Origin of the sequence: Pseudomonas graminis, from assembly GCF_001705435.1 — a bacterium.
GTDB classification, from domain to species: Bacteria; Pseudomonadota; Gammaproteobacteria; order Pseudomonadales; family Pseudomonadaceae; genus Aquipseudomonas; species Aquipseudomonas graminis_B.
This window is the reverse complement of sequence record NZ_MDEN01000068.1, coordinates 344,066-369,509: the sequence shown is the minus strand read 5'-3', so window position 1 is coordinate 369,509 and position 25,444 is coordinate 344,066. Positions and strand designations below refer to the sequence as shown.

The window sequence follows — 25,444 nt, the reverse complement described above, 5'->3', positions numbered from 1 at the left end:
ACCTCGCGTTCACCAACCGTGGCGCTGCAGCACCGCGTGGATGACGGGATGTCGATCAATGACCCCGAGGGCGGCGTAAAACTCGGGGCGCGACCTTCCCAGATGCTCCCGCGCCCCACTCCAGTGGCTGACCACGCAAGCGAGGACCTCAACGGCCCCGGGCGCATGTGGGTGCCAGGCAACCGGGTTGTCAAACACATCGCTGAACACCTCCCACTGACTGTGCAGCTTGCGCGTCGCCCCCGCGACCAAGCGGTCTAAATGGTCAGGCTCGCCGTCCGGCAGCCACCGTTCCGGGTAGTCGATCAGTCCAATGGACGCGTAGCAGTTGGTGGTGAGGTACGCCAGGGCCCGGAGTTGCTGGGCACGTTCGTGGACGTCGTGAGACAAGAGGCCGGACAGCGGAAAGGCCAGGCCCAGGTGGGTGAGGATGGCTGCGCTCTCCGTCAGCACGTCGCCGCCGGGGATGACCAGCGTCGGCACCTGCATCAACGGGTTCAGGCGTTTGAGCTCATCGCGCCCAGCGCCGGCCGCCTGCGAACTGGCGCCCACCAGGCGGTAATCAGCGCCGCACAGCGTGAGCGCCATCTCGATGGCGGCCGAGCCGGATCTGTCCGCCCCGAATAATGTGAACATGCTGCCTCCGGTTTTCATCAGGCGTTATCGCCGTGGCGTCGTTGCCACTCATCGACCACATCGCCCAGGGTCTTGGCGCTGTCGTTGCGTATCCAGGCCATGAAGTCACGGTCGAACTTGAAGGCCGGCCCGCACTGCGCGGTCATGAAACGACGCACGTTCTGGGTGTTTCGGTAATCGTGAGTGACCGGGGTGTCTCGGGAAAGCGTTTCGCTGTGCCAGTCAAATGCCATGGGGCTCAATCCAGGTGAGGGGGTCGCGCACAGTCTAGTCGGCAAACGCGCGCTGTCGCGCCTCACCGGTCGCGGGATCCATTCCACATTAGTTTCAACTATCCCCCCCTCCTACAGTCACACACTCATTCCCGCCCATTGACTGATGATGTTTCCGCATGAGTTTCATTCTTTGCATGACCGTCTTCGGTGTCCTGCTGATGCTGCTGGCACTGACTTCTTCCTATCTGCGCTGGCTGCCGGTCACGACGTCGGCGGTGTGCCTGGCGTTTGGCGCCGCGATCGGGCCCTGGGGCCTGGACATCGCGCAGCTCGACATTCGCGATGCGCGCCACTGGCTGGAACGGCTGACTGAAATCGCCGTGTTGTTCTCGCTGTTCAATACCGGTATCAAGCTGCGCCTGCCCCTGCACCGCAGCGGCTGGTATTCGGCGTACCTGCTGGCAGGGCCAGTGATGCTGGCGACCATTGCCGGCGTCAGCCTGGTCGCCCATTACCTGTTCGGCCTGTCATGGCCCATCTCCTTGCTGCTCGGTGCCATGCTTTCGCCCACCGACCCGGTGCTGGCCGGTCTGGTGCAGGTCAACAGCGCCCAGGACCTGGATCGGGTGCGCTTCGGCCTGTCCGGTGAGGCCGGTCTTAACGACGGCACTGCGTTCCCCTTCGTGATTTTCGCCCTGATGTTCATCACCCACGGTTTTTCGGATTTCGACTGGACCCAGGGCTGGCTGCTGAAAAACATCGTCTGGGGCGTACCCGTCGGGCTGATGCTGGGTTACGGCCTGGGCCGAGGCGTCGGTCATCTGATGATCTACCTGCGCATCAAGAACGCCGACAGCACCCTGTCGCCCAACGACTTCCTCGCCCTGGCGCTGATTGCCATTGCCTACGTCACCGCCGAAGGCCTCGGCGCCTACGGATTCCTGGCGGTGTTCGCGGCGGGCATTGGCGTTCGTCACGCCGAGTCCAACGCCACCCAGTCGGAGGTGCCGTCGGAACACGTGGCCATCCCGATGGTGGGGCACACCCACAGCGATCCGGAGTCGGCGATCATGGGCGATCGCGATGCGCTCTCAGACAGTCAGCTCGCAGCCGGCGTGATGATGGGCGACATGATGGTCTTCGGCAGCCTGGTGGAGCGCGCGATGGAGGTGCTTCTGATCACCCTCCTCGGCGCCGCCCTCGCCAGTTACTGGGACTGGCGCGCCGTCGGCCTGGGGCTGGCGCTGTTCTGCGTGATCCGGCCGTTGAGCGTCTGGCTGTTAATCAGTGGCAAACTGCTGACCCGCCCGCAAAAAGCCCTGGTGGGCTGGTTCGGCATTCGCGGCATCGGCACGCTGTATTACCTCTGCTATGCGCTGACCCACGGCCTGCCGGCCGAGTCAGTCCACACCACCATCAGCCTGACATTGTCCGTGGTGGCGCTGAGCATTCTGCTGCATGGCATCAGCATTCAGCCTCTGCTGGAGCGCTACGAGCGCAGCATCACCCGGACCGCCAAAGACTGACCTCACGACCGCGTCCGCTTCCCTTTATGGAAGCGGCTGCCTGATCAAAAGCCCCATGATAGACAGCGTCGATGATCCTATCGGAACAAGCGATTGGACGCTCAAGGGTGCGATCGGTAGCGTGCTCACTAATTGATCAGGTCTTTTGAGCGTTCTCTGCAATGCGGTTTAACGTCGCAGCAGCGCCCAACAGGGATCGGCGCCGTGTCGGCTGACACCCCCGCGCACCAAGACTGGATGCTTGAACCCCTCTTTCGTTTTCGCGCCGCCGGCGGGTTCAGCCGCGGTGCGGTCCATTGCTTGTGAGCCTGAAAGCCTATGTCCATCAATACACCGCAGCAGATCGCCGAGATCACCATTGAAGCCGGCGTGAAAAAGTCCCATATGCCGACCGCGGCAATTCTGGTGCTGGGCTTTCTCGCCGGCGCGTTCATCGCCCTGGGCTTTTTGCTGGACATCCATGTCAGCACGATGATCCCGGCGCCCTGGGCGTCACTGGGCAATCTGATGGGCGCTGCGGTGTTCCCGATCGGGCTGATTCTGGTGATACTGGCCGGCGGTGAGTTGCTGACCGGCAACATGATGAGCCTGCCCACTGCCATGTTCGCCGGGCGCATTCCGCTGTCGGCGGTGGCGCGCAACTGGGTGCTGGTGACCTTGGCCAACCTGCTGGGCGCGCTGTTCGTCGCGTACTTCTTCGGCCATGTGCTGGGGCTGACCGAAGGCGCGTATCTGGCCAAAACCCTGGCCATCGCCAAGGCCAAGGCCAGCGCGGATTTTGCCCAGGCGTTTATTTCCGGCATCGGTTGCAACTGGCTGGTGTGTCTGGCGGTCTGGTTGTCGTATGCGAGTAAAGACGTGACCGGCAAGATCCTCGGTATGTGGTTCCCGATCATGGCCTTCGTCGCCATCGGCTTCCAGCACGTGGTCGCCAACATGTTCGTGATTCCGGCAGCGATCTTTGCCGACGCATTGAGCTGGACCGAATTCGTTGAAAACTTCGTTGCGGTGTTCCTGGGCAACGCCGTGGGGGGTGCAATTTTCGTCGGGCTCGCGTATTACGTGTCCTATTCGAAAGCCATTCAGGCTTCGGCAACCGGCGTCACTGCTGCGTCCATCGAGCAGCAGACCGGTAGCCAGATTTAACGCTGCAGCCGCGCGCCTCATTTCCCGAGGCGCGCACCCTGTTTCTGCCACGCGTCACGTTGTCGAGAGTAATCAATGTCAGATCGAGTCCTGATGGACAGCTATTCACGCAAGGTCGATTACGTCCGCATGTCGGTGACGGATCGCTGCGATTTCCGCTGCGTGTATTGCATGGCCGAGGACATGACGTTCCTCCCCCGTCAGCAGATTCTCTCCCTCGAAGAAATCCACCAACTGGCCGAGCGCTTCGTCGCGCTGGGCACAAAGAAGATTCGTCTGACCGGCGGTGAACCACTGGTGCGCTCCGGCATCGTCGGGCTGGTTCGCAGCATCGCCGCCCTGCCCGGCCTGCGCGAACTGTGCATGACCACCAACGGCTCGCAGCTCGACAAACTCGCCGTGCCGCTGTTCGAAGCCGGCCTCAAGCGCCTCAACATCAGCCTCGACAGCCTTGACCCGGCGCGCTTCAAGGAACTGACCCGCACCGGTGACCTGAGCAAGGTCATCGCCGGGATCGACGCCGCCAACGCGGCCGGTTTCGAGCGCACCAAGCTCAACTGCGTGGTGATGCAGGGCCGCAACGACCACGAGATCAATGATCTGGTGGCCTTCGCCATTGATCGTGGCGTCGACATCACGTTTATCGAAGAGATGCCCCTCGGGACCATCAGCGAGCACAGCCGCGCCGAGTCGTTCTACTCCAGCGAGCAGGTGCGCGAACGCATCGCCGAGCGCTACACCCTGGTGCATTCCACCGAGTCCACGTCCGGGCCCTCGCGCTACTGGCGGGTGGCCGAGGCGCCGCACATCCGCATCGGCTTCATCTCGCCCCACAGCCACAACTTCTGCGCGACCTGCAATCGGGTTCGGGTCACGGTGGAAGGACGTCTGTTGCTGTGCCTGGGTAACGAGCATTCCGCCGACCTGAAAGCCGTGCTCCGGGCCAATCCGGGGCAGCCGGACAAGCTCGAAAAAGCCATCGTCAACGCCATGCAGTTGAAGCCATGGAAGCACAACTTCGAGCTCAACGATGACGTCCAGGTGGTCCGCTTCATGAACATGACCGGCGGCTGAAGCCGGTCCTACGGCACGCGGTTTTTTTAGTGGGACCGGCTTCAGCTGGTCCTACAGGCACGCGGTGTCTTTAGTAGGACCGGCTTCAGCCGGGAAGAGGCCGGCTTGACCACCCTCAATTTCTTGCCAACACAACCCATGTGGGAGTGAGCTTGCTCACGAAGACGGCGTAGCAGACGCCGAAGATTTGATCGTGCTCACGCCCCGCATGGACAGCGCGCACAGCGCCTTACCCCTCTCTGCCACCGCGGCTCAGTGCACCTAGGCGACCGGAGATCGACTGCATGCCTTTGCCCAGTTCGCGCAGGGTGCCCGCGTCCCGCGCGCCCTGTTCGCTGGAGGCGTGAATGCGCACGGCCAGTTCGTTGATTTCGTGGGTGACGTGGCTTTGCTCCTGGGCAGCCACGGCGATCTGATGGGCGCGCTGAACGATGTCGTCGAAGCTGAAGACGGTCGTGCCCAGTGTGGCAGCGACATTGACCGCCTGCTGCACCGACTCGCGGGTGCGCGTGGCACCGTTTTGCATCGTCGAGACCGCCGCACTGGAGGCCTGACGCAGTTGCGAGATCATCTCCTGAATCTCGTTCGCCGACGCCTGGGTTCGCCCGGCGAGGGTGCGCACCTCATCAGCCACCACCGCAAAACCACGCCCCTGCTCCCCTGCCCGCGCCGCTTCAATGGCGGCGTTCAGGGCCAGCAGGTTGGTCTGCTGGGAGATCGACTTGATCACCTCCAGCACACTGCCCACGCGCTCGATATCATCGCCCAGCTGGGTGATGGCGCCCGCCGCCCCGGCAATGTCCGTCGCCAGGACTTCGATGGACTGACTGTTGCTGTTGACCTGATCCTGGCTCTTCTGCGCATCGCCCAGGGAACGGCGTGCGGTGTCGGAGCAGTCTGTGGTGTTCTGGGCGACTTCATTGGCACTGGCCGACATCTCGGTGATCGCGGTGGCCAGCAGCGTATTGTCCTGACGCTGGGATTCGGCCCGTTCGGCGACGCCTTGGGACAGCTGCGCCAGCTCGTTGGCCTGGCGCTCCAGAGACACCGATTCCTCGGCGATGCGGTGCAGCATATCGCGCAGGGAACCGGCATAGCGGTTGACCGACTCACGCAACGCGCCGATCTCGTCGGCGCGCAAAATCGCCAGTTGAGTGTCAGTCTGCCCGCCTTGGCCCAGGCTTGAGATCTGAGCAGTGGTTTCCTCCAGTTGCGCCAGCAGCCGCTTGCCGGCCAGCCAGGCCAGACCCAGCAGCACGCCCAAAAGCGGCAACAGGAACAACAGAATCTGTCCGGTGAGGCGGTTGGCCAGGCCGACAACCCGGGCTTCCGGGGTCACAAGCCCAATGCGCCAGCCCGTGCCGGCCATGGTCGCCAGGGTGACGTAGGCCGGGCCGTTGAGCCGACCGTCGTGCTCAATCCTCAGGGTCGAGAGGGCCGAAGTGTTGCTCGCAAGCTGATCAGCCACCGGCTTGAACCAGGTTTGCTCCTGGCTCAATCCGGTAATGGTCAACAGGCCCTTGGTGCCCTTCGCATCAGGGAAATACAGCAGATTCCCTGACGGATCCACCGCGAAGGCGTAGCCGTCGGTGACGCCGCCTTTCTCTTTGAGAAAGGCGGCCAGACCGTCAAGCTTCAGGTCGATGGTCGCGACACCGGCGAACGCGCCCTGGGCCCGGTAAGGCACGCTGCAGGTGGTCATTGCCACGCCGCTGACCGGGTCCTGATACGCATCGGACCAGACGCAACGCCCTGCCGGTGCGGACTTGGCCCCGGTGTACCAGGACTCAGCCTGATAAGGCGGCGTCTTGGCCTGGTTGTATTCGTCCGAGAAGTCCAGTCGGTTGGCAGGGTCGCGGGCCCAGAAAAAACTGCGACGCTCGGTGCCTGCCGCAAAGGCGTTGGGCTCCGGCCACACGCCGCCACCGGCAATGGCGGAATCCCCCTGGCTGTCGATCAGGCCGGGGAAATTGCTCATGTACAGGGTTTCGTCGTGGGGCAGCGTCTCGGCCAGCAGCGCCATGGCCGCCGCCGTCCCTTCGATGCGGCTCAACGGTAACGCCAGCTGACGGGTGATGGCGCTGGCTGACTGCTCTGCCGACTCGGTGCCGGCAGCCACCAGTTGGGGTTTGCCGCCCAGGGTCATGACCGCGTAAATCGCCACCGCCGTCAGCACCAGCAATGTCAGGATCCCCAGGGTCATTCGTCCAGCGATGCGGCGAGGAATCAACGACATGGTCAAGCTCCGAAGGAAATGTAGGGCTACATTTGCAACGGCCGTGACAGACAAAAGTTGAGGCGGGACAGGTGTTTAAGCGACCTGAGCGACAGGAGGTCATAGGATGACTCGCCAACCGTCAGCCCCCCCGCCCCGGTCAGACTTCCATGGCGTCCCGCGCCACCCGAACGTGGTCAGGCAGTTCTGCGGCATGTTCCATCAGCCACGCATCCAGCGTATGCCCGACATGGGTCAGCACGGCCTGTTCGGGCTTGAGCGCGTCAATGATCTGCAGCGCCAGGTTCACATCGTTGTGGTTGCGCGGCGTCTGCGGCTGAGGGGGCATGGAGCAGTCGAGGACCAGCACGTCGAGCGCCTCGCGCTGCAGAAAGGCCTGGGTGTCATGGGGCAAGCCGACAGTGTCGGTGAGGTACGCGATCCGCCGTCCCCCGCCTTCCAGCAAATAACCCAGCGTCGGTTTGGAGTGCAGCAGCGGCAGCGCGGTGACTTGCAGTTCGCCCAGGGCGCGGCTTTCGAAGGGCATGAAAGGCTGGCTGAAATCGAGAATGCCCGGGTGCTTGTACAGGTCCGATAATCCTTCCGGGTCGACCGGGCCGTGCACCGGAATCACAAGGCCCTGGCCCCAGCGAAGGTGCAGCAGGCCCTGGGCATGGTCGGCGTGGTAGTGGGTTTGCAGGATGCCGCTGAGGCTGCGCGGCGGGAAACGTTCGGTGAGGTCCGGCAGGCCGCTGTCGATCAACCATCGCTGCTCGCCCAGTTCCACCAGCGCGCAACAGGGCCGGCGGCGCAGGCGGTGGTCGGCGTGGGCGGCGCGACAGGCCGGGCATTCGCAGCCGTAGACCGGCACTTGCCGCGCATCCCCCGTGCCGAGCAGGGTCAGGCGCATGCGGGGGTTCGCTCCAGTCGCTGCAACAGTCGGGCGACGGTTTGATCCAGCGCGCCGGAGTTGTCCAGCACGATCATTGACGGGTCACTCATCTGCAAATCGTCAGCGAACTGGGCATTGCGCGCCAGTCGGGTTTCGATCTCATCCGCCGATTCCCGCGCCCGACTGAGCAATCGATCCCGCAGCACCGATTGATCAACGGTCAGCAACACCACCCACAGCGACGGATAACGCGCCCGCGCGTGGGGCAGATGGCCGCGCGAGCCGTTGACCAGGACGTCGTGCCCGTCGGCCAGCCATTGGTCGATCTCGTTGGGGATGCCGTAATGCAGGCCGTTGGCGAACCAGCTCAAGGCAAACGCGCCCTGGGCCTGCAGGGCCTCGAAACGCTCGACGCTGACGGCCTGGGCCGCTTCGCCCTTGGCTTCTGCCGAGCGGGTAATGACCCGCCGCACGATCCGGCAGTCCCGCGCGGCCAATGCCTCCCGGGCCGCGTCCAGCAGGCTGTCCTTGCCCGAACCCGACGGCCCGATGAGATAGATCAACCTGCCTGCCATCAGAACACCCTCTTCGCTTGTCGCCAGACTTGTTGAATGATCGGCAGTGTGCCCACAGCCCGGGCGTGGATCAGGTCGGCGCGCAGGCCGACGCGAATCTCGCCGCGATCGTGCAAGCCCGCCGAACGGGCCGGTGCGAGGCTGACGGTGGTCACCGCACGCGCCAGCCCGGCGCCTGTCGATTCATCCGCGGACACCTGCGACTCATCCAACTGGGCGCCCAAGGTGAACGCCGCCTGCAACAGGCTGGCCGGATAGTAATCGCTGGAGAGAATATCCAGTAGCCCTTCTTCGGCCAATGTCGCCGCCGCGATGTTGCCCGAGTGCGAGCCGCCACGGACGATGTTCGGCGCGCCCATCAACACGCTCATGCCCAGACGCCGGCAGCCCTGCGCCGCTTCCAGGGTGGTCGGGAACTCGGCGATGCTCATGCCGTAGGCCGCCGATTCCTCGACATGGGCCAGGGTGGCGTCGTCGTGACTGGCCACCGACAGCCCGCGTGCCAGGCAGATATCGACAATGGCACGGCGATAACGGTCGCTGTAGGTCTTCGAATTGGCGACCTGCTCGACGATGAACGCGTCCATCTGCTCGCTGCTCAGGTGGTACTTGCCCATGTAGTACTCACGGTACTTGGATTCCAGGGCGAACTGGCGCTGGCCCGGCGAATGGTCCATGACCGACACCAGCTGCACCAGCGGCTGCTCGACCAAGTCGCGGAACACGCTGAGGGTGTCCGGATGACAGACCTCGCAGCGCAAGTGCAAGCGGTGCTCGGCGCGGGTCATGTCGGCGGCGTTGGCCTTGGCGATCGCCTCGACCATGCCCGGCAGTTGCTGCATGCGCTTGCCCTTGGGGTTGACGTCGCCGATGGACAGCGCGTCGAACACCGTGGTGATGCCCGCCGCGATGATTTGCGCGTCGTGGCTCATGACCGCCGACGCTGACGGCCAATCCACACCGGGGCGCGGGCTCAGGTGTTTTTCCAGGTTGTCGGTGTGCAGCTCGACCAGCCCCGGCAGCAGGTAATCGCCATTGAGGTTCTGCGCCTGGGGCAACTGGCTGATGCCCTCGTCGATTTCGCTGATCAACCCGTCACGCAGCACCACGGTGCCGCTGAAGACGCGCTCGGCGGTGACGATCTTGGCGTGGGTCAGGATCTGTTCGTTCAGCATTGTTCGGTCTCCTTCGGGCTCGATGCCATCGATGCCATTGAGGCTTGCGGGTCAAGATCGGGCGGGGTCATGTCCAGATGACGGGCGGACACCGCTTCCCGGGCCAGACGGTCGTGGAAGATGCCGATCACCGCAGCACCGGCGCTCTTCGCTTCATTGATCAATTCGAGGACCACCTGACGGTTGCCGTCGTCCAGCGACGCGGTCGGCTCGTCCAGCAGCATCACCGGCCACGGCACCATGAAGCCGCGGGCGATGTTGACGCGCTGCTGTTCGCCGCCGGAAAACGTCCCCGGCGCCAGTTGCCACAGGCGCTGGGGAATGTTCAGCCGGGCGAGCAGATGCTCGGCGCGGGCCTGGGCATCTTCGCGTTTCCAGCCACGGGCCAGCGCCGGTTCCATGACCACCTCGACGGTGGCGACGCGGGGAATAACCCGCAGAAACTGGCTGACGTAGCCGAGGGTTTGCTGCCGCACTTGCAGCACCTCCCGGGGCGCAGCGCCCACCAGTTCCAGCCACTCGCCCTGATGCTGCACGCGAATGCTGCCACCGGCCGGCAAGTAGTTGCCGTAGAGGGTGCGCAGCAGCGTGCTTTTGCCCGCGCCGGAATGGCCGTGGAGCACCAGGCACTCGCCGCCGCTGACGGAGAAATTCAGGCCGCGCAGCACGTTGAGCACCACGCCGTTCTGCTGGTGCAGGCTGAAGGTTTTCGAGAGGTCACGGACCTCGATCAGCGTGTTCATTGAAGGCATCCCGAAAGTCGGATCATGGCTGCAGCACCGAAGACACCAGCAGCTGCGAATACGGATGTTGCGGGTCGTCGAGGATCTGATCGGTCAGGCCGGTTTCCACCACGTGGGAACGGCGCATGACCATCAGCCGATCGGCGAGCAATCGGGCCACGGCCAGGTCGTGGGTGACGATCACCACCGCCAGGTCCAGCTCGCGCACCAGCCCGCGCATCAGGTCGAGCAAACGCGCCTGCACCGACACGTCAAGGCCGCCGGTGGGCTCGTCCATGAACACCAACCGTGGGCCGGACACCAGATTTCGGGCGATTTGCAGGCGCTGCTGCATGCCGCCGGAAAAGGTCCGTGGCAAGTCGTCGATGCGCGCCGGGTCGATCTCCACCTGGTTGAGCCAGTCCAGCCCCGCCGCCCGCAGCGCCTGATAATTGCGCACGCCCTGGGCCATCAGCCGCTCGCCGATATTGGCACCGGCTGAAACGCCCATGCGCAGGCCGTCCCGAGGGTTCTGCTCGACGAAGCCCCATTCGGTGCGCAGCAAGGTGCGCCGTTCGGCCTCGCTGGCGCTGTACAGGTCCAGCCATTGGCCGGCATTTTTATGGGTGTCGGCGAGGCGGTAATCGATGACGCCCCGGTCGGGCGGGCAACGGCCGCTGAGCAGCGACAGCAGCGTCGACTTGCCGGAGCCGGATTCGCCGACGATGCCCAGCACCTCCCCCGGGTACAGCTCGAAACTGACGTCCTGGCAGCCTTTCTCCGGACCGTACAACTTGGTCAGTCCGCGCACTTTCAGCAGTGGCTGGGTGCGGTCGCTGACGGCATCACGGTCGATCTGTTGAGCAGCATTCATTGCGCGGCCCTCCCCTGACTGACCCGTTGCGCGCAGTAGTCGGTGTCCGAGCAGACGAAGCTCTGGGTGCCCTGATCGTCGAGGATCAGCTCGTCGAGGAACGACTCGTGGCTGCCGCAGATGGCGCAGTTGTGTTCCCACTTCTGCACTTCAAAAGGGTGATCTTCAAAATCGAGGCTGGTGACGCGGGTGAACGGCGGCACCGCGTACAGACGCTTCTCGCGACCGGCGCCGAACAGCATCAATGCCGGGCTCATGTCGAGTTTCGGGTTGTCGAATTTGGGGATCGGCGACGGGTCCATGACGTAGCGTTCATCGACGGTCACCGGGTAGGCATAAGCCGTGGCGATGTGGCCGAAGGTGGCGATGTCTTCGTAGAGCTTGACGTGCATGACGCCGTAGTCGTTCAGCGCGTGCATGGTGCGGGTCTCGGTCTCCGACGGCTCGATGAAGCGCAACGGCTCCGGAATCGGCACCTGATAGACCATGATCTGGTCGGCGTGCAGCGGCGTTTCCGGGATGCGGTGGCGGGTCTGGATGATCGTCGCTTCGGGGGTGCGCTCGGTGGTGGCGACGCCGGCGGTGCGGGCGAAAAAGCGGCGAATCGACACGGCGTTGGTGGTGTCGTCGGCGCCCTGATCGATGACTTTGAGCACGTCTTCGGCGCCGAGGATCGCGGCGGTCAGCTGCATGCCGCCGGTGCCCCAGCCGTAAGGCAGCGGCATTTCACGGCCACCGAAGGGCACTTGATAGCCGGGAATGGCCACGGCTTTGAGCAGGCCGCGACGGATCATGCGTTTGGTCTGTTCATCCAGATACGCGAAGTTGTAGGCCTCGTCTCGGGGGGCCTGTGGCTGAAGACGTGGCGGCGTGGCAGCGTTCATTGAGCCTGCTCCTTGGAGGGCTTGCGCAGTGTGCGGATCAGTTCCAGTTCCGACTGGAAGTCCACGTAGTGCGGCAGTTTCAAGTGCGAAACGAAACCGGCGGCTTCGACGTTGTCGCAGTGGGCAAGCACGAATTCTTCCTGCTGCGCGGGCGAGACGATTTCCTCGCTGTACTCACCGGCGCGCAGCGAGCGATCCACCAGTGCCATGCCCATGGCTTTGCGTTCAGCGTGCCCGAAGGCCAGGCCGTAGCCGCGCGTGAACTGCGGCAGCTCGGTGGCGGAACCGACGAACTGGTTGACCATCTCGCACTCGGTCACTTCGATGGCGCCAATGGAGATCGGGAAGCCCAGCTCTTCCGGCTCGATCCACACCTCCACGTCACCGACGCGAATCTCGCCGGCAAACGGGTGGTTGCGGCCGTAGCCCCGCTGGGTCGAATAGCCCAGCGCCAAGAGAAAGCCTTCATCGCCGCGGGCCAGCGCTTGCAGGCGTTCGGCACGGCTGGCCGGGTACTCCAGCGGCTCGCGGGTGATGTCAGCGACCGGCGCGCCGGTGTCCTGTTCTTCCTTGATCAGGCCTTCTTTGGCGAGCAGCCCCAGCACCCGCGGACAATCCTGAACGGCCGCGTCGGCCTGCCCTTCAGGGCCAGGGAATTCGCCCTCGGCCAGCAAGGTGAAATCCAGCAAGCGGTGGGTGTAGTCGAAGGTCGGGCCCAGTAGTTGCCCGCCGGGGACGTCCTTGAACGTGGCCGACAGACGCCGGTTGAGCTGCATGGCCGAGGTGTCGATGGGCAGGCTGGCGCTGAAGCGGGTCAGCGTGGTGCGGTAGGCGCGCAGCAGGAAGATCGCTTCGACCAGATCGCCGGCCGATTGCTTGATCGCCAGCGCGGCGAGTTCGGCGTCGTACAGCGAGCCTTCGGTCATCACCCGGGCGACGGCGAGCGGCAGTTGCTGACGGATTTGTTCCACGCCCAGTTCGGCGACGGACGTGTCGCCCCGGCGTCGTTTCGCCAGCAGTTTGTGGGCATTGTCGATGGCCTGTTCGCCACCCTTGACGGCAACGTACATCAGACGGCTCCTGTCGACGGTTGAGGGCTGGACGGTTGCAGACTGGACGGCTGCGGCTTGAACAGCACTTGGGTGCTGCGCGGGAGGCCGAGCAATTCGCTGCCGGCGACGAAGAACACGTCGATCCCGCGGGGGAAGTCATTGCGCGATTCGCGCTCCTGCCAGAACGCCTCCTGCAACGGCAGGCTGACGTGGTTTTTGCTTTCGATCCCTGGCCCGCGCCAGGCCAGTTGCGTGCCGCCCTGCAGACTCGGCAACTGGACCAGCAGCGTGCAGGACTGGTCGGGATAGCGATCGTTGCCCAGGTCGAAACCGCTGAGGTCGTGTAACTGGCTGTCGTCGAGCAGCGCGAAGCGGGCGTTCTGCCGGTCGCTGACGATGGGGCAGCCACAATGGAAGGTCAGGTTGGCGCGGATGGTCTGGGTGTCGAACTTCGGCGCGAGCCACAGCGGCGTGTCGATGTCCAGCAAGGCCAGGCACAGGGCGTGGCTGGCCGCGGCAAGGCCTTCAAGGTGCGGCGGGGTTTGCATGGCGAGCAGGCTTTGCGCGACACCGGGGCCGGCCAGGGCCCTGAGCGCGGCGCGAAAACTGCGCTGGGCATCCAGCACCGGATCGGTGAATGCCGGCTGCAACAGCGAGGCGGGCAAGGATTGAGTGGCGAGAGAGGTGCTCATCAGTTTTCTCCTCTGACCAGGGTGAAGAAGTCCACTTTGGTCGCGGCGGTTTCGGCTTGTTGTTTGGCCCGGCGCAGGTCTTGCGCGCGGGCCAGCGGGTCGATCAGGTCGCTGATCCAGTGGGCCTGTTGCGCGCCCTGCAAATGGGCGTCGGCCAGGGCGGCGAGCTCGGCGTGGGCCTTGTCGCGCCCCGCCAGGTAGCTGAAGCCGGTGCGGCCGTCGGCCAGGCGCACCACACAGCGGGTCACGGTCATCTCGCCGACGTTGAACGGCGCGCCGCTGCCGCCCATGCGGCCCCGCACCAGGGTCATGCCGATTTCCGGCGCGCGGATCAGTTGGTAGTCGGCGTCACGCAGGGCGGCTTCGTGGGCCTGCAGTTCGGCGCGGCGGCTGCGCGACAGCACGCCGATCCAGTGCTGGCGAGCGGCATGATCGGGTGCCGGGGCGTCGGCCGCGTTGGAGGAAACGGGTGTGGCAGTCATCGAGGGCATCTCCATCAGGTGACGATCTGATACTGGAAGCGGTCGGAGCGGCTGGTGGAATGGGCAATCTCCACCGGGTTTCCGTGCGCATCGTGGGAAAGGGTCAGCACCGTCAGCGCCGGCAAGTGGCGCGGCATCAGCAGCACGCTGGCCTCTTCGCGACTGGGCAGGCGCGCGCCGATCAGGCTGAAGGTCCGGGTCAACGGCAACTGCCGTTCGGTGAGGAACTGGCGCACCGAGCCGCTGACGTAGTCGGCGATCAACGACGCGCGGGTGGCGCAGTAACGGTGGCGAATCAGGCAGACCGGCTGGCCGTCGAGGCGGCGCAGGGTTTGCAGTTCGATCAGCGGCGCGTGGGGTTCGAGGCCCAGATGCGCGGCCTCCTCCACCGTCGCCGTGCAGTGCCGGCGTTGCAGCAGCACCGCTTCGACGCCGTGGCCGAGCGCGGCGAGGGATTCGCTGTAGGCACTGCCAGCGGCGACCGGGTACACCAGCGGACGGCCCAGCACTTGGGTGCCTTTGCCCTGTCGGCGCAGCAGGCTGCCTTCGCGCACCAGTTCGTCGATGGCCCGGCGCACGGTGTGGCGGTTGACCTCGAAGCGCGCGGCCAGCTGGACTTCGGCGGGCAGGTATTCGCCGGCGGTGTAGCGGTCGAGTTCACTGCGCAGGGTCTGCGCCAGTTCGCGGTACCTGGGTTCACGGTGCAGGGGCTCACGCTGCAGGGGCTCACGGGTCATGGATTCACGGGGCAATGACCCGCGGTTCATCGTTTCGGTTTGTCTAGACAACTGCATGGCTAAAAAAAGGGTTCGCACCCTCTCCTGTCGTGGTCGTTAGATGAACTGCTTGCGCAGGCGCTGGGAGAAAATGTCGATGACGCTCACCACCACGATGATCACCAGCAGCACCGAGCAGGTCTGGGTGAACTGGAAGGCGCGGATGTTTTCCCAGAGGATCACGCCGATCCCGCCAGCACCAACCATCCCCACCACCGTCGCCGAGCGCACGTTGGATTCGAATCGGTACAGCGCGTAGGAAATCCACAGCGGCATGACTTGGGGGATGACCCCGAAGATCACTTCCTGCAAGGCACTGGCGCCGGTGGCACGCACGCCTTCGACGGGACCGGGATCGATCGCTTCCACCGCTTCGGCGAACAGCTTGGCGAGCACGCCGGTGGTGCTGATCCACAACGCCAGAACACCGGCAAACGGGCCCAGGCCGACAGCGACCACGAAGAGCATGGCGAAGACCATTTCGTTGATCGAGCGGAACGCATCCATGACCCGGCGCAATGGCTGGTGAATCCACCACGGCGTGATGTTGTCGGCGCAGAGAATGCCCAGCGGCACTGAGCAGACGATCGCCAGCAGCGTGCCCCACAGGGCGATCTGCACGGTGACGATCATTTCCTTGAGGTACGCGCGCCATTCGTGGAAGTCAGGCGGGAAGAAGTCGGCGGCGAAGGTCGCCATGTTGCCGGAGTCGCGGTACAGCGTCAGCGGATTCATTTCCGCGCCGTGCCAGGCCCAGGCCATCATCGCCAGGAACAAGCCCCAGCCCAGGTATTGCGGCCAGCTGCGCTTGCCGGCGGCTTCGATGTAAGCAGCGTGAGTGGTCATAAAAAGTCCGGTTGCGAACGGATGAAGCGTCATGACTGGCGCGCCGTGCCTGCACGGGGTTGGTCCCCACAGGCAGGCGCGCCCCGTGCATCAACCCGCCTTGGCGGTGCCTTGTTTTTCCAGCTCGGAAATACGGTCCTGCAGCTTGGTCAGCCCGGCGTCGATGTCTTTCAGGCGAGAGGCCTTCTCTTCGGCGCTCAGGGTGGTGCTGGCCGTGGTTTCGGTCTTCTGCTTGAACAGCTCGAGCTGGCGGATGGTCAGCAACTGGTCGTCCGAGGACTTGAGGAACTTGCCCATCTGCATGTTCTTCAACACGGCCTTTTCCTCGTCGGTGTCGCCGTAGTTGGCGAAGAAATCGCGGATCTTGTTCTTGTCCGCGTCCGACAGGCCCTTGCGCCAGACCATCGGGTCGGCGGGGATCAGCGGCGATTTCCAGATGACCTTGAGCATGGCGGCCTTGTCCGGCTGGGTGACTGCCAGACGGTCCCAGCTTTCGGTGTTGAAGGTCGCGACGTCCAGTTGCCCTTTGGCCACGCTCAGGGCATTGACTTCATGGCTGGAATTCAGCGTGCGTTTGAAGGCGGTGGCGGCGTCGACGTGGTTCTGCGCGAAGACGTAGTAGCCCGGCACCAGATAGCCCGAGGTGGAGTTCGGGTCACCGTTGCCGAAGGTCAGTTCCTTGGCGTGCTTGAGCATGTCCTCGACCGAATTGATCGGGCTGTCCTTGCGCGCAATGATCACGCTCCAGTACCCGGGCGCACCGTTGGCAGCAGCGGTCTGGGCAAAGATCTCGCCACCGGAACGGTCCACCGCTTCCATGGCCGCCTTGTTGCCGAGCCAGGCCACATCGACCTTGTTGAAGCGCATGCCCTGGATCAGGCCGGCGTAGTCGGAGGCGAAGGTGGCGTTGACTTTAAGCCCGGTCTTTTTCGTCATGTCGTCGAGGAACGGCTGCCAGACGCTCTTCAGGTTCTGCGACGACTCAGTGGACATGATGCCGAAGTTGATGACGTTGTCATCGGCCTGCGCAGTGCCCATCAGGCAACCGGCGACGACAGCGGCAGACGCGAAGACGCGCCCGATACGGTTCAACATGGGGAACTCCCTGAGCTGGGTTTTGGGTGTGGGTTGAGTGTTTCGGTTACCGGTGCCGCCACTGAGTCAGGCACGGGCCATCAGCAGTCGCGAGGGTCGTTCGGTGTCCCGTGCGCTGCCGTCGAACATCAGGCTGGTGTCAGCGTCGGCGCCGTACAGGTCGTTGAGAAACTGGCTGTTGAGCTCGGCGCCGTTGCCGTCGAAGTGAATGCGCCCGCCCTTGAGTGCCACGGCACGCGGGCAATAGCGCACGGCGTAATCCACCTGATGCAGGGTGACGACGACGGTCTTGCCGTCCCGGCGATTGATGTCGGCGAGGATTTCCATGACCTTGCGCGCGGACTCGGGGTCGAGGGAGGCAATGGGTTCGTCGGCAAGAATCACTTCGGCCTGCTGGGTCAGCGCGCGGGCAATGGCCACCCGCTGCTGCTGGCCGCCGGAGAGGGTCGAAGCCCGCTGCGGCGCCAGATCGGCAAGGCCGACGCGGTCAAGATTGGCCATGGCCCGGGCTTTCTCCTCGGCGTTGAACAGGCCGAGGCTTCCACGCCAGCGCGGCATGCGACCCAGGCAGCCGAGCAGGACGTTGTCGAGTACGCTGAGGCGATTGACCAGATTGAATTGCTGAAAGATGTAGCCGATGTCCGCACGCAGGCGACGCACCTTGCCGTTGAGCCGTCCCGAGGCCTGCACTTCACGGCCCAGCACTTGGACGCTGCCGCCATTGCTGCGGTCGCAACAGGCCAGCCCGGCCAGGTGACGCAACAGCGTGGATTTACCGGACCCGGACGCGCCGATCAGCGCGACCATCTCCCCGTGTTGTATAGACAATGCAAGGTCAACCAAAGCGGTCTTTCGGGCGAAGGTCTTGTTGAGGCGGTCGACGTGGATGGCTGCGGTCATGGGCTTCTCTGGTTTTGTGATTCCAGCGTCCTGCCGGGAGTGAATGATCAGCCGCACGACCGTCCATGGCCGCGTTCGGTGCGAGTGACATTAGGGGCAGCCTGTGGCAGTTCCATGAACCGACGATGACTGTGGGATTGCACTTCGGAGACGGTTTGCTACGGGACTTTTCGGGGTTTTTCTGGACAGGTTGGCGCCCAAGGGCGATCTAGCCGCTGTGCGGGCTAGACAAGTTGCGCGGATGTTGAAGGCAGGACAGCGGGGTCAATGCCAAGACTGAAACAAATAATTCGTGCCGTTGGTCCGTTGGCACAACGCTATGGGGTTAGCAGTACCAGCGTTAGCGGGCAAGGCGTCGGATGGCGCGCTGCGGGATTGAGGGTGTAAGAGGCTGGCCCCTTCCCGGCTGAAGCCGGTCCCACTATGGAAATGCATTTCGACCGTAGAACTGGTTTTAGCTGGGAAGGCGTCGGATGGCGCGCTGCAGAATTGAGGGTTTGGAGACTGGCCTCTTCCCGGCTGAAGCCGGTCCCACAAGATCACCGCATCCCGTCAGTGAGGCCTGTGACGCGGAGCGTCAGGGAATGCATTCCCACGCGGAGCGTAGGGAACGATCCAATGTTGGCGTCTGAGCTAACCTCTTCCCGGCTAAAGCCGATCCTACTACCCGTGCTTTGATCTGCTTTTGATCTTGAAACACAAATAGTTCAGACGACGCCCATCGCGACTTGGGTGCAGGCTGAACGTAGACGACGCGTAGTGGGCCGAGCCGCAGGGATGCGGCGAGAGCGCCGTCAGGACATGGATGTCCGTTCGGCGCGGGCCCACGGAGCGTCGTCGGAGTGAGGGTATTCCGACGAAGGAGGAACCAAGCCAGGAGCAAGCACCCTTGGTTACTTGGGGTGCTTTTCCAAGTAACTCGCCGAAGGCGAAACAGAGGCCCTTAGGCCGACGCTCTAGATCTTGATCTTGATCTTGATCTTGCGTCTAGATCCTGAAGGTCCCCACCAAATGCTGCAGCCGCGCCGTCTGATGCTCCAGGTGCGCACAAGCATCAAGAGTGGACTTCAGATTATCGACCCCCTCCTGATTCAGCGTATTGATCTCGGTAATGTCCACGTTGATCGCCTCAACCACCGCCGTCTGCTCCTCGGTCGCCGTCGCCACCGACTGATTCATCCCATCGATCTCACTGATCCGGCGGGTCACGCTACTGAGCCGTTCGCCCGCCTGATTGGCGATCGTCACGCTGTTCTCGCTCTGACGCTGGCTCTCGGTCATGTTGATCACCGCGTCCCGCGCGCCCACCTGCAACTCCTCGATCATCCCCTGCACCTGCTGCGCCGAATCCTGGGTGCGGTGCGCCAGGTTCCTCACCTCGTCCGCCACCACCGCAAAGCCACGACCCGCTTCCCCTGCCCGCGCCGCTTCGATGGCGGCGTTGAGCGCCAGCAAGTTGGTCTGCTGAGAGATACCGGTGATCACTTCCAGAATCTGCCCGATGTTCGCGGTCTTGTTGTTCAGCGTCTCGATGTTGGCACACGACTCGCTGATCTTCTCGGACAGCTGGTTCATCGCCTTGATCGTCTGACTGACAACGCCTTGGCCTTCGCTGGCCAGTTGCGTGGCGTCGCTGGAATGCTGCGACGCCAGCGCGGCGTTCTGAGCGATTTCCTGGGCGGCGGCGCCGAGCTGATTGATCGCCGCGGCCACGCTGCTGGTGCGGCTGGTCTGCTGATCGGAATTGCCCATCGACGAGTTCGAGGCTCCGACCACGCGCGCCGCGACTTCCCCCAGTTGCCCGGCGGTCGACGCCACTTCGCGGATCGAGCTGTGAATACGCTCCACGAAACGGTTGAACGACTGCGCCAGCGCGCCGAACTCATCCTGGGACACGATGGCCAGACGCATGGTCAGGTCACCCTCGCCGTCGGCAATGTCCTGCATCGCCCGGCCCATCTGGTGCAACGGCTGCATCAGCACGCGGATTAACAGCCCCAGCAGCACCATGATGATCGCCACGGCAATGACCATGGCGAGAATCGCCGACGAGCGGAATTCGCTGAGCATCGAGTAGGCCGCGTCGCGGTCGAGCACCAGGGCCACGTACCAGTTGGCCGACGACAGCCCTTCCACCTTGGTGAACGAGATGATCTGCGCCTTGCCGCCGGACTCGATTTCCGCCACGCCCGGCGCGATGGTCGGTGCGCCGTTCGGGTAGGCCTCGCTGACATTCTTGAGGATCAGCTTGGTGTCCGGGTGGATCAGAATCTTGCCGTCGGCACTGACAATGTACGCATAACCATGGCCGCCGAAGTTCAGCGAGTTGATGGTCTTGCTGATGGCGTCAAGGGAAATGTCCGCGCCCGCGACGCCGATCATCTGCCCCTGCTGGCGCACCGGCGTGGCCAGTGTCACCACCAGCTTGCCCGACGAGGCGGCGATGTACGGCTCAGTCACGATGATGCCCTGCGCCGCATCGGCCGCCTTGTACCAGCCACGGGCACGGGGGTCATAGTCGGCCGGGCGGTTGCCCGTGGGCACGGAAAACATCACGCCGTCCTTGCTGCCGAAATAACTGAGCTGGAAGTTGTCCGGGTAAACCGGCAGACCGATCGCCCGTTGCAGGCTGCTCACCGCCGGACCGTCAACCGCGATCTGCTGGGCCATGGAGTTGAGCAACTGCGTGCGGCTGTCGAGCCAGGTTTGAATGTTTTGCGTGGTCAGGCTGCCCATCTGTTGAAGTTCGGAGGCGACGCTGTTCTTCAGGGTTTCGCGCTGGCGAAAGTCGTTCACCAGAATGAAACACGAGAAGGCAACTACCACGATGAGTGCAGCGGCCAGCAGGATCTTTTTGCTGAAACCCAGACGTTTGATCATATGCGTGTGTCCATAACCAGAGATGACAGCGACGAGAGTGCGATGCCGATAGGTGCGCTGCGCTTTGCACGAGGGCTGCAAGAGCGAGAAGGCACGGCCTGAACATGTTTCGGCTGGGAAGACGGGGAATTTAGGGCCGGTGAGTAATGAAGATCGGGAGTGGTTATTTGAGGGGTTAAGCGATTCAGCTTCTATCCAAACGCGGGGCGTTTACGGGGTGACTGGATCCAAAGATTGAGGGTGTGCAGCCTGGTCCCTTCCCGGCTGAAGCCGGTCCTGCACAAGCACCTCATCCCGTCAGGGAGACCTGTGACGCGCGGGGACACGGGGACACGGGGACACGGGGACACGGGGACAGATTAATTTACGGTGAAGCGCTGTAAATAAATCAGTCCCCATTAATCAGGAACGATCAACGTCAAACCGCCGAATTGGCATCGCTCAAACCGGCCTCTTCCCGGCTGAAGCCGGTCCCACTGACAGCAGCGGGTGCGTGCATTGCGACCGGCTCCAACTGTAGGACCGGCTTCAGCCGGGAAGCTTTTGAGGGATCACACCCGCTCGGTCATCGCCGCCATGGCTACGGAGGTGGCGGCGGTGCGGGTTTCGACGCCCAGTTTGATGTAGATGTGTTCCAGGTGTTTGTTCACCGTTCGCGGGCTCAGTTGCAGGATGTCGGCGATGTCTTTGTTGGTTTTGCCGAAGGACACCCAGCGCAGCACTTCGATTTCCCGGTCGGTGAGCTGGAAGCGGCGGGACAGTTTGCCGTAGGCGGATTTGTCTTCGAACGTCACCGGCTGCGACGCCGTGCGGGCGGTGTGCAGGATGCGCGCGGTGCGCAAATGCGACGCGACCCGGGCCAGCATTTCAGCGCACTCGATCGGCTTGGTGACGTAGTCGATGGCGCCAGCCTCGAAACCCTGCACCACGTGCTCACTGTCGGTCAGCGCGGTCATGAACAGCACGGGGATGTTGGCGGTGTCCGGTTGTGCCTTGATCTGGCGGCAGGTGTCGAAGCCGTTCAGGCCGGGCATCATCGCGTCCAGCAGAATCAGGTCCGGACGCCGACGCTGGATGCGGGTCAACGCGCTGTGCCCGTCCAGCGCCACCAGCACCATGTACCCCGCCTCGTCCAGGGCATCGGACAGCAGCGCCAGGTTATCGGGTACGTCATCGACGATCAGAATGACGCCGTTTTCAGCGGCTCGGGTCATGGCGTCCATTAAGGGCCTCCTTCAATTGAAGACTGAGTTCATCCAGGCGAAAACCTGACGCCAGGGTTCGCAGGCGGGTGACAAAACCGGTGCTGTGGGTGTTCTCGCGCTCGATGGCGTCGAGTTTTTGTTGGATGCCGCGGATATAGCCCAGGCCGCACAGCTCATACAGCTCTTCCAGATCTTCGCGCGACGGCAACACCACCGGCGTTTGCACGAGCAACGGGGCGCTGCGCAAACGCCGCTGCCAGGTCAGTTGCAGATGGTGCTGAATCCGGTCCAGCAGTTGCGGCAAATGCAGGGGTTTGGCCAGGTAGTCATTGCACACCTGCAGGCTGCGTTCCTTGTCATCGGCGAAGGCATTGGCATTGGCCGACAGCACGATGATCGGCGCCAGGGACAGCGCGTTGCGGCGGATCATACGGCTGGTCGCCCAACCGTCCATGTCCGGCATGGACAGGTCCATCAGGATCAGGTCCGGGTGCAACAGCGACACCTGCCTGACCGCCTCTTGCCCGTTGGCCGCCTGCACGACGTCAAAACCCAGGGGCATGAGCATGCCGCTGATAACCTTGCGGTGCTCGATGTGATCGTCCACCACCAGAATCAGCCGCCGTTGACCGTCGTAACCGATGACGTCGTGGTTGACGTCGATGATCGCCTTGGGCACCCGCACTTCGGACAGGAACAGCCGCACCTGAAACCGCGTGCCTTCCTCCGGCTGACTGCTGACGGACAAGGCGCCGCCCATCAGCGCCGTGAGCATCCGCGTGATGGTCAGCCCCAGGCCCACGCCGTTGTCCTGGCGTACCAGCCCGCCCCGTTCGAACGGCTGAAAAATCCGTTCGATCTGATCCGGCGCGATGCCGATTCCGGTGTCGATGATGTCGAAGGTCGCGGTCTCGCGCCGGTAACTGACCCGCAGGCAGACTTCCCCGCTGTCAGTGAAGTTGATCGCGTTGCCCAGCAGGTTGATCAGAATCTGCCGCACCCGCTTCTCGTCGCCGCGCACCACTTCCGGCATGCGCCCGATCAGCTCCAGGCGAAAGCGCAGGCCTTTTTCCCGGGCCGGGCTGGCGAACATTTTCTCCAGGTCGTCGAGAAACTCCTGGAACAGGATTTCCGTCGGCTCCAGCCGCAGTTTGCCGGCTTCGATCTTGGCCACGTCCAGCAGGCCGTCGATCAGCGACAACAAATGCGAACTGCTGCGCATGATGGTCGCCAGGGAATCCAGATGTTTGCTCGGGGTGGCGCTGTCCCGTTGCAAGATCTGGGTGAAGCCCAGAATGCTGTTGAGCGGCGTGCGCAGTTCGTGGGAAAGCCCGGTGACATAGCGGCTCTTGGCGGCGTTGGCGGCCTCCGAGGCTTCCTTGGCTTCCTGCAACGCCTGATCGGTTTTGTGGTGCGCCTCGATTTCCTGCATCAGCAACGCGGTCTGCCGCTCGGATTCTTCCAGGGCCACGCGCCGGCTCTCCCGGGTCAGCACCACCCACCAGGCCAGTACGCCGGCGAACACGCAAAAGGTCAGGAACGCCTTGAGAAACGCCAGCATCAGGGTGTGATGCACTTGCGGCGATTGATCGATCAAGCCGTGTGAGACCTGGCTGTAAATCATCGTCAGCGCCCCGGTCAGGGTCAGCACCAACACGGTGAGCAGGCCCAGGTAGTGCGCCAGCCGGGTGTGCAGGTATTGGCGTGGCAAGCGGGGCAGCAGGCGGGCGATCAGGTCCTCGAACTGGGTCGACAGCCGCGAGCGGGTTTTGCATTGATCGCCGCAGCGGGCGTCCAGCGAACAGCACAACGAGCAGATGGGCGAACCGTACGCCGGGCACCAGGCCATGTCCGGGGTTTCGAAACTATTGCTGCACACGCCACAGCGCAGGCTGGTCTGGCGGCCGAGGGGGAACAGCAAACCGGGGTCGCTGTCCCGGGCGATGTAGTAACGGCCTTGGGTCAGCCAGGCGATCAACGGCGCCGCGATCAGGGCGCTGGTCAGGGAAATCAGCGGCGGCGCAGCCCGGGCCACCTCCCCCAGCGCACCGAAATGGGCACACATCGACAGCAGTGACGCAATAAACATCGCACCGACGCCCACCGGGTTGATGTCGTACAGGTGCGCGCGCTTGAATTCGATGTGCTTGGGCGAGAGGCCGAGGGGTTTGTTGATCACCAGATCGGCCACCAGCGCGCCGATCCAGGCGATGGCGACGTTGGCATACAGGCCGAGCACTTCCTCGATGGCGTCGAACACGCCCAGCTCCATGAGGATCAAGGCGATAGCGACGTTGAACACCAGCCAGACCACCCGGCCCGGATGGCTGTGGGTGACTCGGGCGAAGAAGTTCGACCATGCCAGAGACCCGGCGTAGGCGTTGGTCATGTTGATCTTGATCTGGGAAATGATCACGAACAGCACCATGGCCGCCAGCGCCCATTCCGGGGAAGCAAACACGTAGTTGAACGCCACCAGGTACATCTGCGTCGGCTCGGCCGCGCGTTCGATCGGCACTTGGTGTTGCAGGGCGAGAAAGGCAAGAAAGGCGCCGGCCATGATTTTCAGGCCGCCGGGGATGACCCAGCCGGGCCCGGCCATCAGCAGCGCGGCCCACCAGCGCTTGCGGTTGCGGCGGGTTTTTTCCGGCAGAAAGCGCAGGTAGTCCACCTGCTCGCCGATCTGCGTCACCAGGGACAACGCCACGCTGAACGCGGCGCCGAAGAGCAGCAGATTGAACGTGCCGCCCTCGCCCTCCCGGCCGGCAAAGGTGGTGAGGTCGGCCAGCGCGTCGGGGTTTTTCCAGATCACGAACACGTACGGCACGATCAGCAACGTCAGCCATAACGGTTGCGACCACATCTGCAGGCGGCTGATCAGGGTGATGCCGTAGGCCACCAGCGGGATGACGATGATCGAGCAGATCACGTACGCCAGCGCCAGCGGAATGTGGGTGTACAGCTCCAGCGCCAGGGCCATGATCGCCGCTTCCAGGGCGAAGAACAGGAAGGTGAAACTGGCGTAGATCAACGAGGTGATGGTCGAGCCGATGTAGCCGAAGCCGGCGCCTCGCGTCAGCAGGTCCATGTCCACGCCATAGCGCGCGGCGTAGTAGCTGATGGGCAGCCCGGTGAGGAAGATCACCACCGTCATGGCGATGATGGCCCATAAGGTGTTGGTGAAGCCGTAGCTCATGACCAGCGCGCCGCCGATGGCTTCCAGCGCCAGGAACGACACGGCCCCGACAGCGGTGTTGGCGATGCGGAATTCCGACCATTTGCGAAAGGACTTGGGCGTGAAACGCAACGCGTAGTCTTCCATGGTCTCGTCGGCGACCAGACGATTGTAATCGCGGCGCACCTTGATGATGCGTTGAGAGCCGGAGGGGCGCACTGAGTGGTTCCTGATGAGAAAGAGCGAATTCGCCACTCACCGTCCTTGCTGGCGCGAAACTGAGACCTGTGTTCAAACAGCAACTTCTGTGCCGCGGGCGCAATCATGCCTCGGTCCGGCGTTCCCGCCCCTACGTCAAATGACGTACGCGCATACGTCACGCTGCGTATACCCCGATTCCCGCGCCC

General features: G+C 63.6%; 21 protein-coding genes and 3 pseudogenes. 3 read left to right on the top strand and 21 right to left on the bottom strand.

Annotation, left to right across the window (positions count from 1 at the left end):
- Nucleotides 1–9: 9 nt before the first annotated feature.
- Together BBI10_RS21680 and BBI10_RS21675 are read right to left on the bottom strand one after the other, a co-directional pair.
- Complete coding sequence (locus BBI10_RS21680; RefSeq protein WP_065991752.1) at nucleotides 10–636, bottom strand: glutathione S-transferase; 627 nt, start codon at nucleotides 634–636, stop codon at nucleotides 10–12.
- 17 nt (nucleotides 637–653) lie between these two features.
- Nucleotides 654–869 (bottom strand): DUF6434 domain-containing protein, encoded by a 216-nt coding sequence (locus tag BBI10_RS21675; RefSeq protein ID WP_065991661.1) that lies wholly within the window; start codon nucleotides 867–869, stop codon nucleotides 654–656.
- A 158-nt stretch (nucleotides 870–1,027) separates the two neighbouring features.
- Here BBI10_RS21675 and BBI10_RS21670 point away from each other — a divergent pair, with 158 nt between their 5' ends.
- The 3 genes from BBI10_RS21670 to moaA all read left to right on the top strand — a co-directional run bounded on the left by BBI10_RS21670 (nucleotide 1,028) and on the right by moaA (nucleotide 4,597).
- A complete protein-coding gene (locus tag BBI10_RS21670; RefSeq protein ID WP_065991660.1) occupies nucleotides 1,028–2,377 on the top strand; it encodes a cation:proton antiporter in 1,350 nt (449 codons plus the stop codon).
- A gap of 318 nt (nucleotides 2,378–2,695) precedes the next feature.
- Complete coding sequence (locus tag BBI10_RS21665; protein ID WP_065991659.1) at nucleotides 2,696–3,523, top strand: formate/nitrite transporter family protein; 828 nt, start codon at nucleotides 2,696–2,698, stop codon at nucleotides 3,521–3,523.
- 75 nt (nucleotides 3,524–3,598) lie between these two features.
- Nucleotides 3,599–4,597, top strand: coding sequence for a GTP 3',8-cyclase MoaA (moaA, locus tag BBI10_RS21660; RefSeq protein WP_065991658.1), 999 nt, complete (start codon nucleotides 3,599–3,601; stop codon nucleotides 4,595–4,597).
- Nucleotides 4,598–4,826: 229 nt separating this feature from the next.
- Here the strand turns inward: moaA and BBI10_RS28750 are convergent.
- From BBI10_RS28750 to BBI10_RS21575, 19 genes and pseudogenes are all read right to left on the bottom strand, one after another.
- Nucleotides 4,827–5,426, bottom strand: a pseudogene (locus BBI10_RS28750) (methyl-accepting chemotaxis protein); the annotation flags it as partial.
- 525 nt (nucleotides 5,427–5,951) lie between these two features.
- A pseudogene (locus tag BBI10_RS28745) lies at nucleotides 5,952–6,575 on the bottom strand (PDC sensor domain-containing protein); the annotation flags it as partial.
- Nucleotides 6,576–6,972: 397 nt separating this feature from the next.
- The gene (phnP, locus tag BBI10_RS21650) at nucleotides 6,973–7,722 is read right to left on the bottom strand and encodes a phosphonate metabolism protein PhnP (protein ID WP_065991656.1); all 750 of its coding nucleotides are present in this window, start codon (nucleotides 7,720–7,722) and stop codon (nucleotides 6,973–6,975) included.
- Nucleotides 7,713–8,279, bottom strand: coding sequence for a phosphonate metabolism protein/1,5-bisphosphokinase (PRPP-forming) PhnN (gene phnN / locus BBI10_RS21645; protein ID WP_065991655.1), 567 nt, complete (start codon nucleotides 8,277–8,279; stop codon nucleotides 7,713–7,715). Before phnN ends, phnP begins: the two co-directional genes overlap by 10 nt.
- A complete protein-coding gene (locus tag BBI10_RS21640; RefSeq protein ID WP_065991654.1) occupies nucleotides 8,279–9,454 on the bottom strand; it encodes an alpha-D-ribose 1-methylphosphonate 5-triphosphate diphosphatase in 1,176 nt (391 codons plus the stop codon). The genes phnN and BBI10_RS21640 overlap by 1 nt, the downstream gene beginning before the upstream one ends.
- Entirely contained in the window at nucleotides 9,448–10,197 is a 750-nt protein-coding gene (gene phnL / locus BBI10_RS21635; RefSeq protein ID WP_065991653.1) for a phosphonate C-P lyase system protein PhnL, read from the bottom strand. The genes BBI10_RS21640 and phnL overlap by 7 nt, the downstream gene beginning before the upstream one ends.
- Before the next feature lie 22 nt (nucleotides 10,198–10,219).
- Nucleotides 10,220–11,050, bottom strand: a complete 831-nt coding sequence (phnK, locus tag BBI10_RS21630) for a phosphonate C-P lyase system protein PhnK (RefSeq protein ID WP_065991652.1) — start codon at nucleotides 11,048–11,050, stop codon at nucleotides 10,220–10,222.
- Nucleotides 11,047–11,934 (bottom strand): alpha-D-ribose 1-methylphosphonate 5-phosphate C-P-lyase PhnJ, encoded by an 888-nt coding sequence (locus tag BBI10_RS21625; RefSeq protein WP_065991651.1) that lies wholly within the window; start codon nucleotides 11,932–11,934, stop codon nucleotides 11,047–11,049. The genes phnK and BBI10_RS21625 overlap by 4 nt, the downstream gene beginning before the upstream one ends.
- Entirely contained in the window at nucleotides 11,931–13,004 is a 1,074-nt protein-coding gene (locus BBI10_RS21620) for a carbon-phosphorus lyase complex subunit PhnI (RefSeq protein WP_065991650.1), read from the bottom strand. The genes BBI10_RS21625 and BBI10_RS21620 overlap by 4 nt, the downstream gene beginning before the upstream one ends.
- Nucleotides 13,004–13,651, bottom strand: a complete 648-nt coding sequence (phnH, locus tag BBI10_RS21615) for a phosphonate C-P lyase system protein PhnH (RefSeq protein ID WP_083233228.1) — start codon at nucleotides 13,649–13,651, stop codon at nucleotides 13,004–13,006. The genes BBI10_RS21620 and phnH overlap by 1 nt, the downstream gene beginning before the upstream one ends.
- A 26-nt stretch (nucleotides 13,652–13,677) precedes the next feature.
- Complete coding sequence (phnG, locus tag BBI10_RS21610; protein ID WP_065991649.1) at nucleotides 13,678–14,160, bottom strand: phosphonate C-P lyase system protein PhnG; 483 nt, start codon at nucleotides 14,158–14,160, stop codon at nucleotides 13,678–13,680.
- Between the two features lie 14 nt (nucleotides 14,161–14,174).
- Nucleotides 14,175–14,897 carry a phosphonate metabolism transcriptional regulator PhnF gene (gene phnF / locus BBI10_RS21605; RefSeq protein WP_065991648.1) on the bottom strand — a complete coding sequence of 241 codons (723 nt, stop codon included), beginning with the start codon at nucleotides 14,895–14,897 and terminating at the stop codon, nucleotides 14,175–14,177.
- 96 nt (nucleotides 14,898–14,993) lie between these two features.
- Nucleotides 14,994–15,782: a phosphonate ABC transporter, permease protein PhnE gene (gene phnE / locus BBI10_RS21600; protein WP_065991647.1), complete on the bottom strand. Its 789-nt coding sequence runs from the start codon at nucleotides 15,780–15,782 to the stop codon at nucleotides 14,994–14,996.
- Between the two features lie 90 nt (nucleotides 15,783–15,872).
- Nucleotides 15,873–16,877 (bottom strand): phosphonate ABC transporter substrate-binding protein, encoded by a 1,005-nt coding sequence (phnD, locus tag BBI10_RS21595; RefSeq protein ID WP_065991646.1) that lies wholly within the window; start codon nucleotides 16,875–16,877, stop codon nucleotides 15,873–15,875.
- Nucleotides 16,878–16,943: 66 nt separating this feature from the next.
- The gene (phnC, locus tag BBI10_RS21590) at nucleotides 16,944–17,777 is read right to left on the bottom strand and encodes a phosphonate ABC transporter ATP-binding protein (protein ID WP_065991645.1); all 834 of its coding nucleotides are present in this window, start codon (nucleotides 17,775–17,777) and stop codon (nucleotides 16,944–16,946) included.
- Nucleotides 17,778–18,764: 987 nt separating this feature from the next.
- Nucleotides 18,765–19,529, bottom strand: coding sequence for a methyl-accepting chemotaxis protein (locus BBI10_RS28740; protein WP_432213765.1), 765 nt, complete (start codon nucleotides 19,527–19,529; stop codon nucleotides 18,765–18,767).
- 93 nt (nucleotides 19,530–19,622) lie between these two features.
- Nucleotides 19,623–20,657: pseudogene (locus BBI10_RS28735) on the bottom strand (HAMP domain-containing protein); the annotation flags it as partial.
- A gap of 551 nt (nucleotides 20,658–21,208) precedes the next feature.
- Entirely contained in the window at nucleotides 21,209–21,880 is a 672-nt protein-coding gene (locus BBI10_RS21580; RefSeq protein WP_065991644.1) for a response regulator, read from the bottom strand.
- Entirely contained in the window at nucleotides 21,855–25,256 is a 3,402-nt protein-coding gene (locus BBI10_RS21575; RefSeq protein WP_065991643.1) for an ATP-binding protein, read from the bottom strand. Before BBI10_RS21575 ends, BBI10_RS21580 begins: the two co-directional genes overlap by 26 nt.
- Nucleotides 25,257–25,444: the final 188 nt, after the last annotated feature.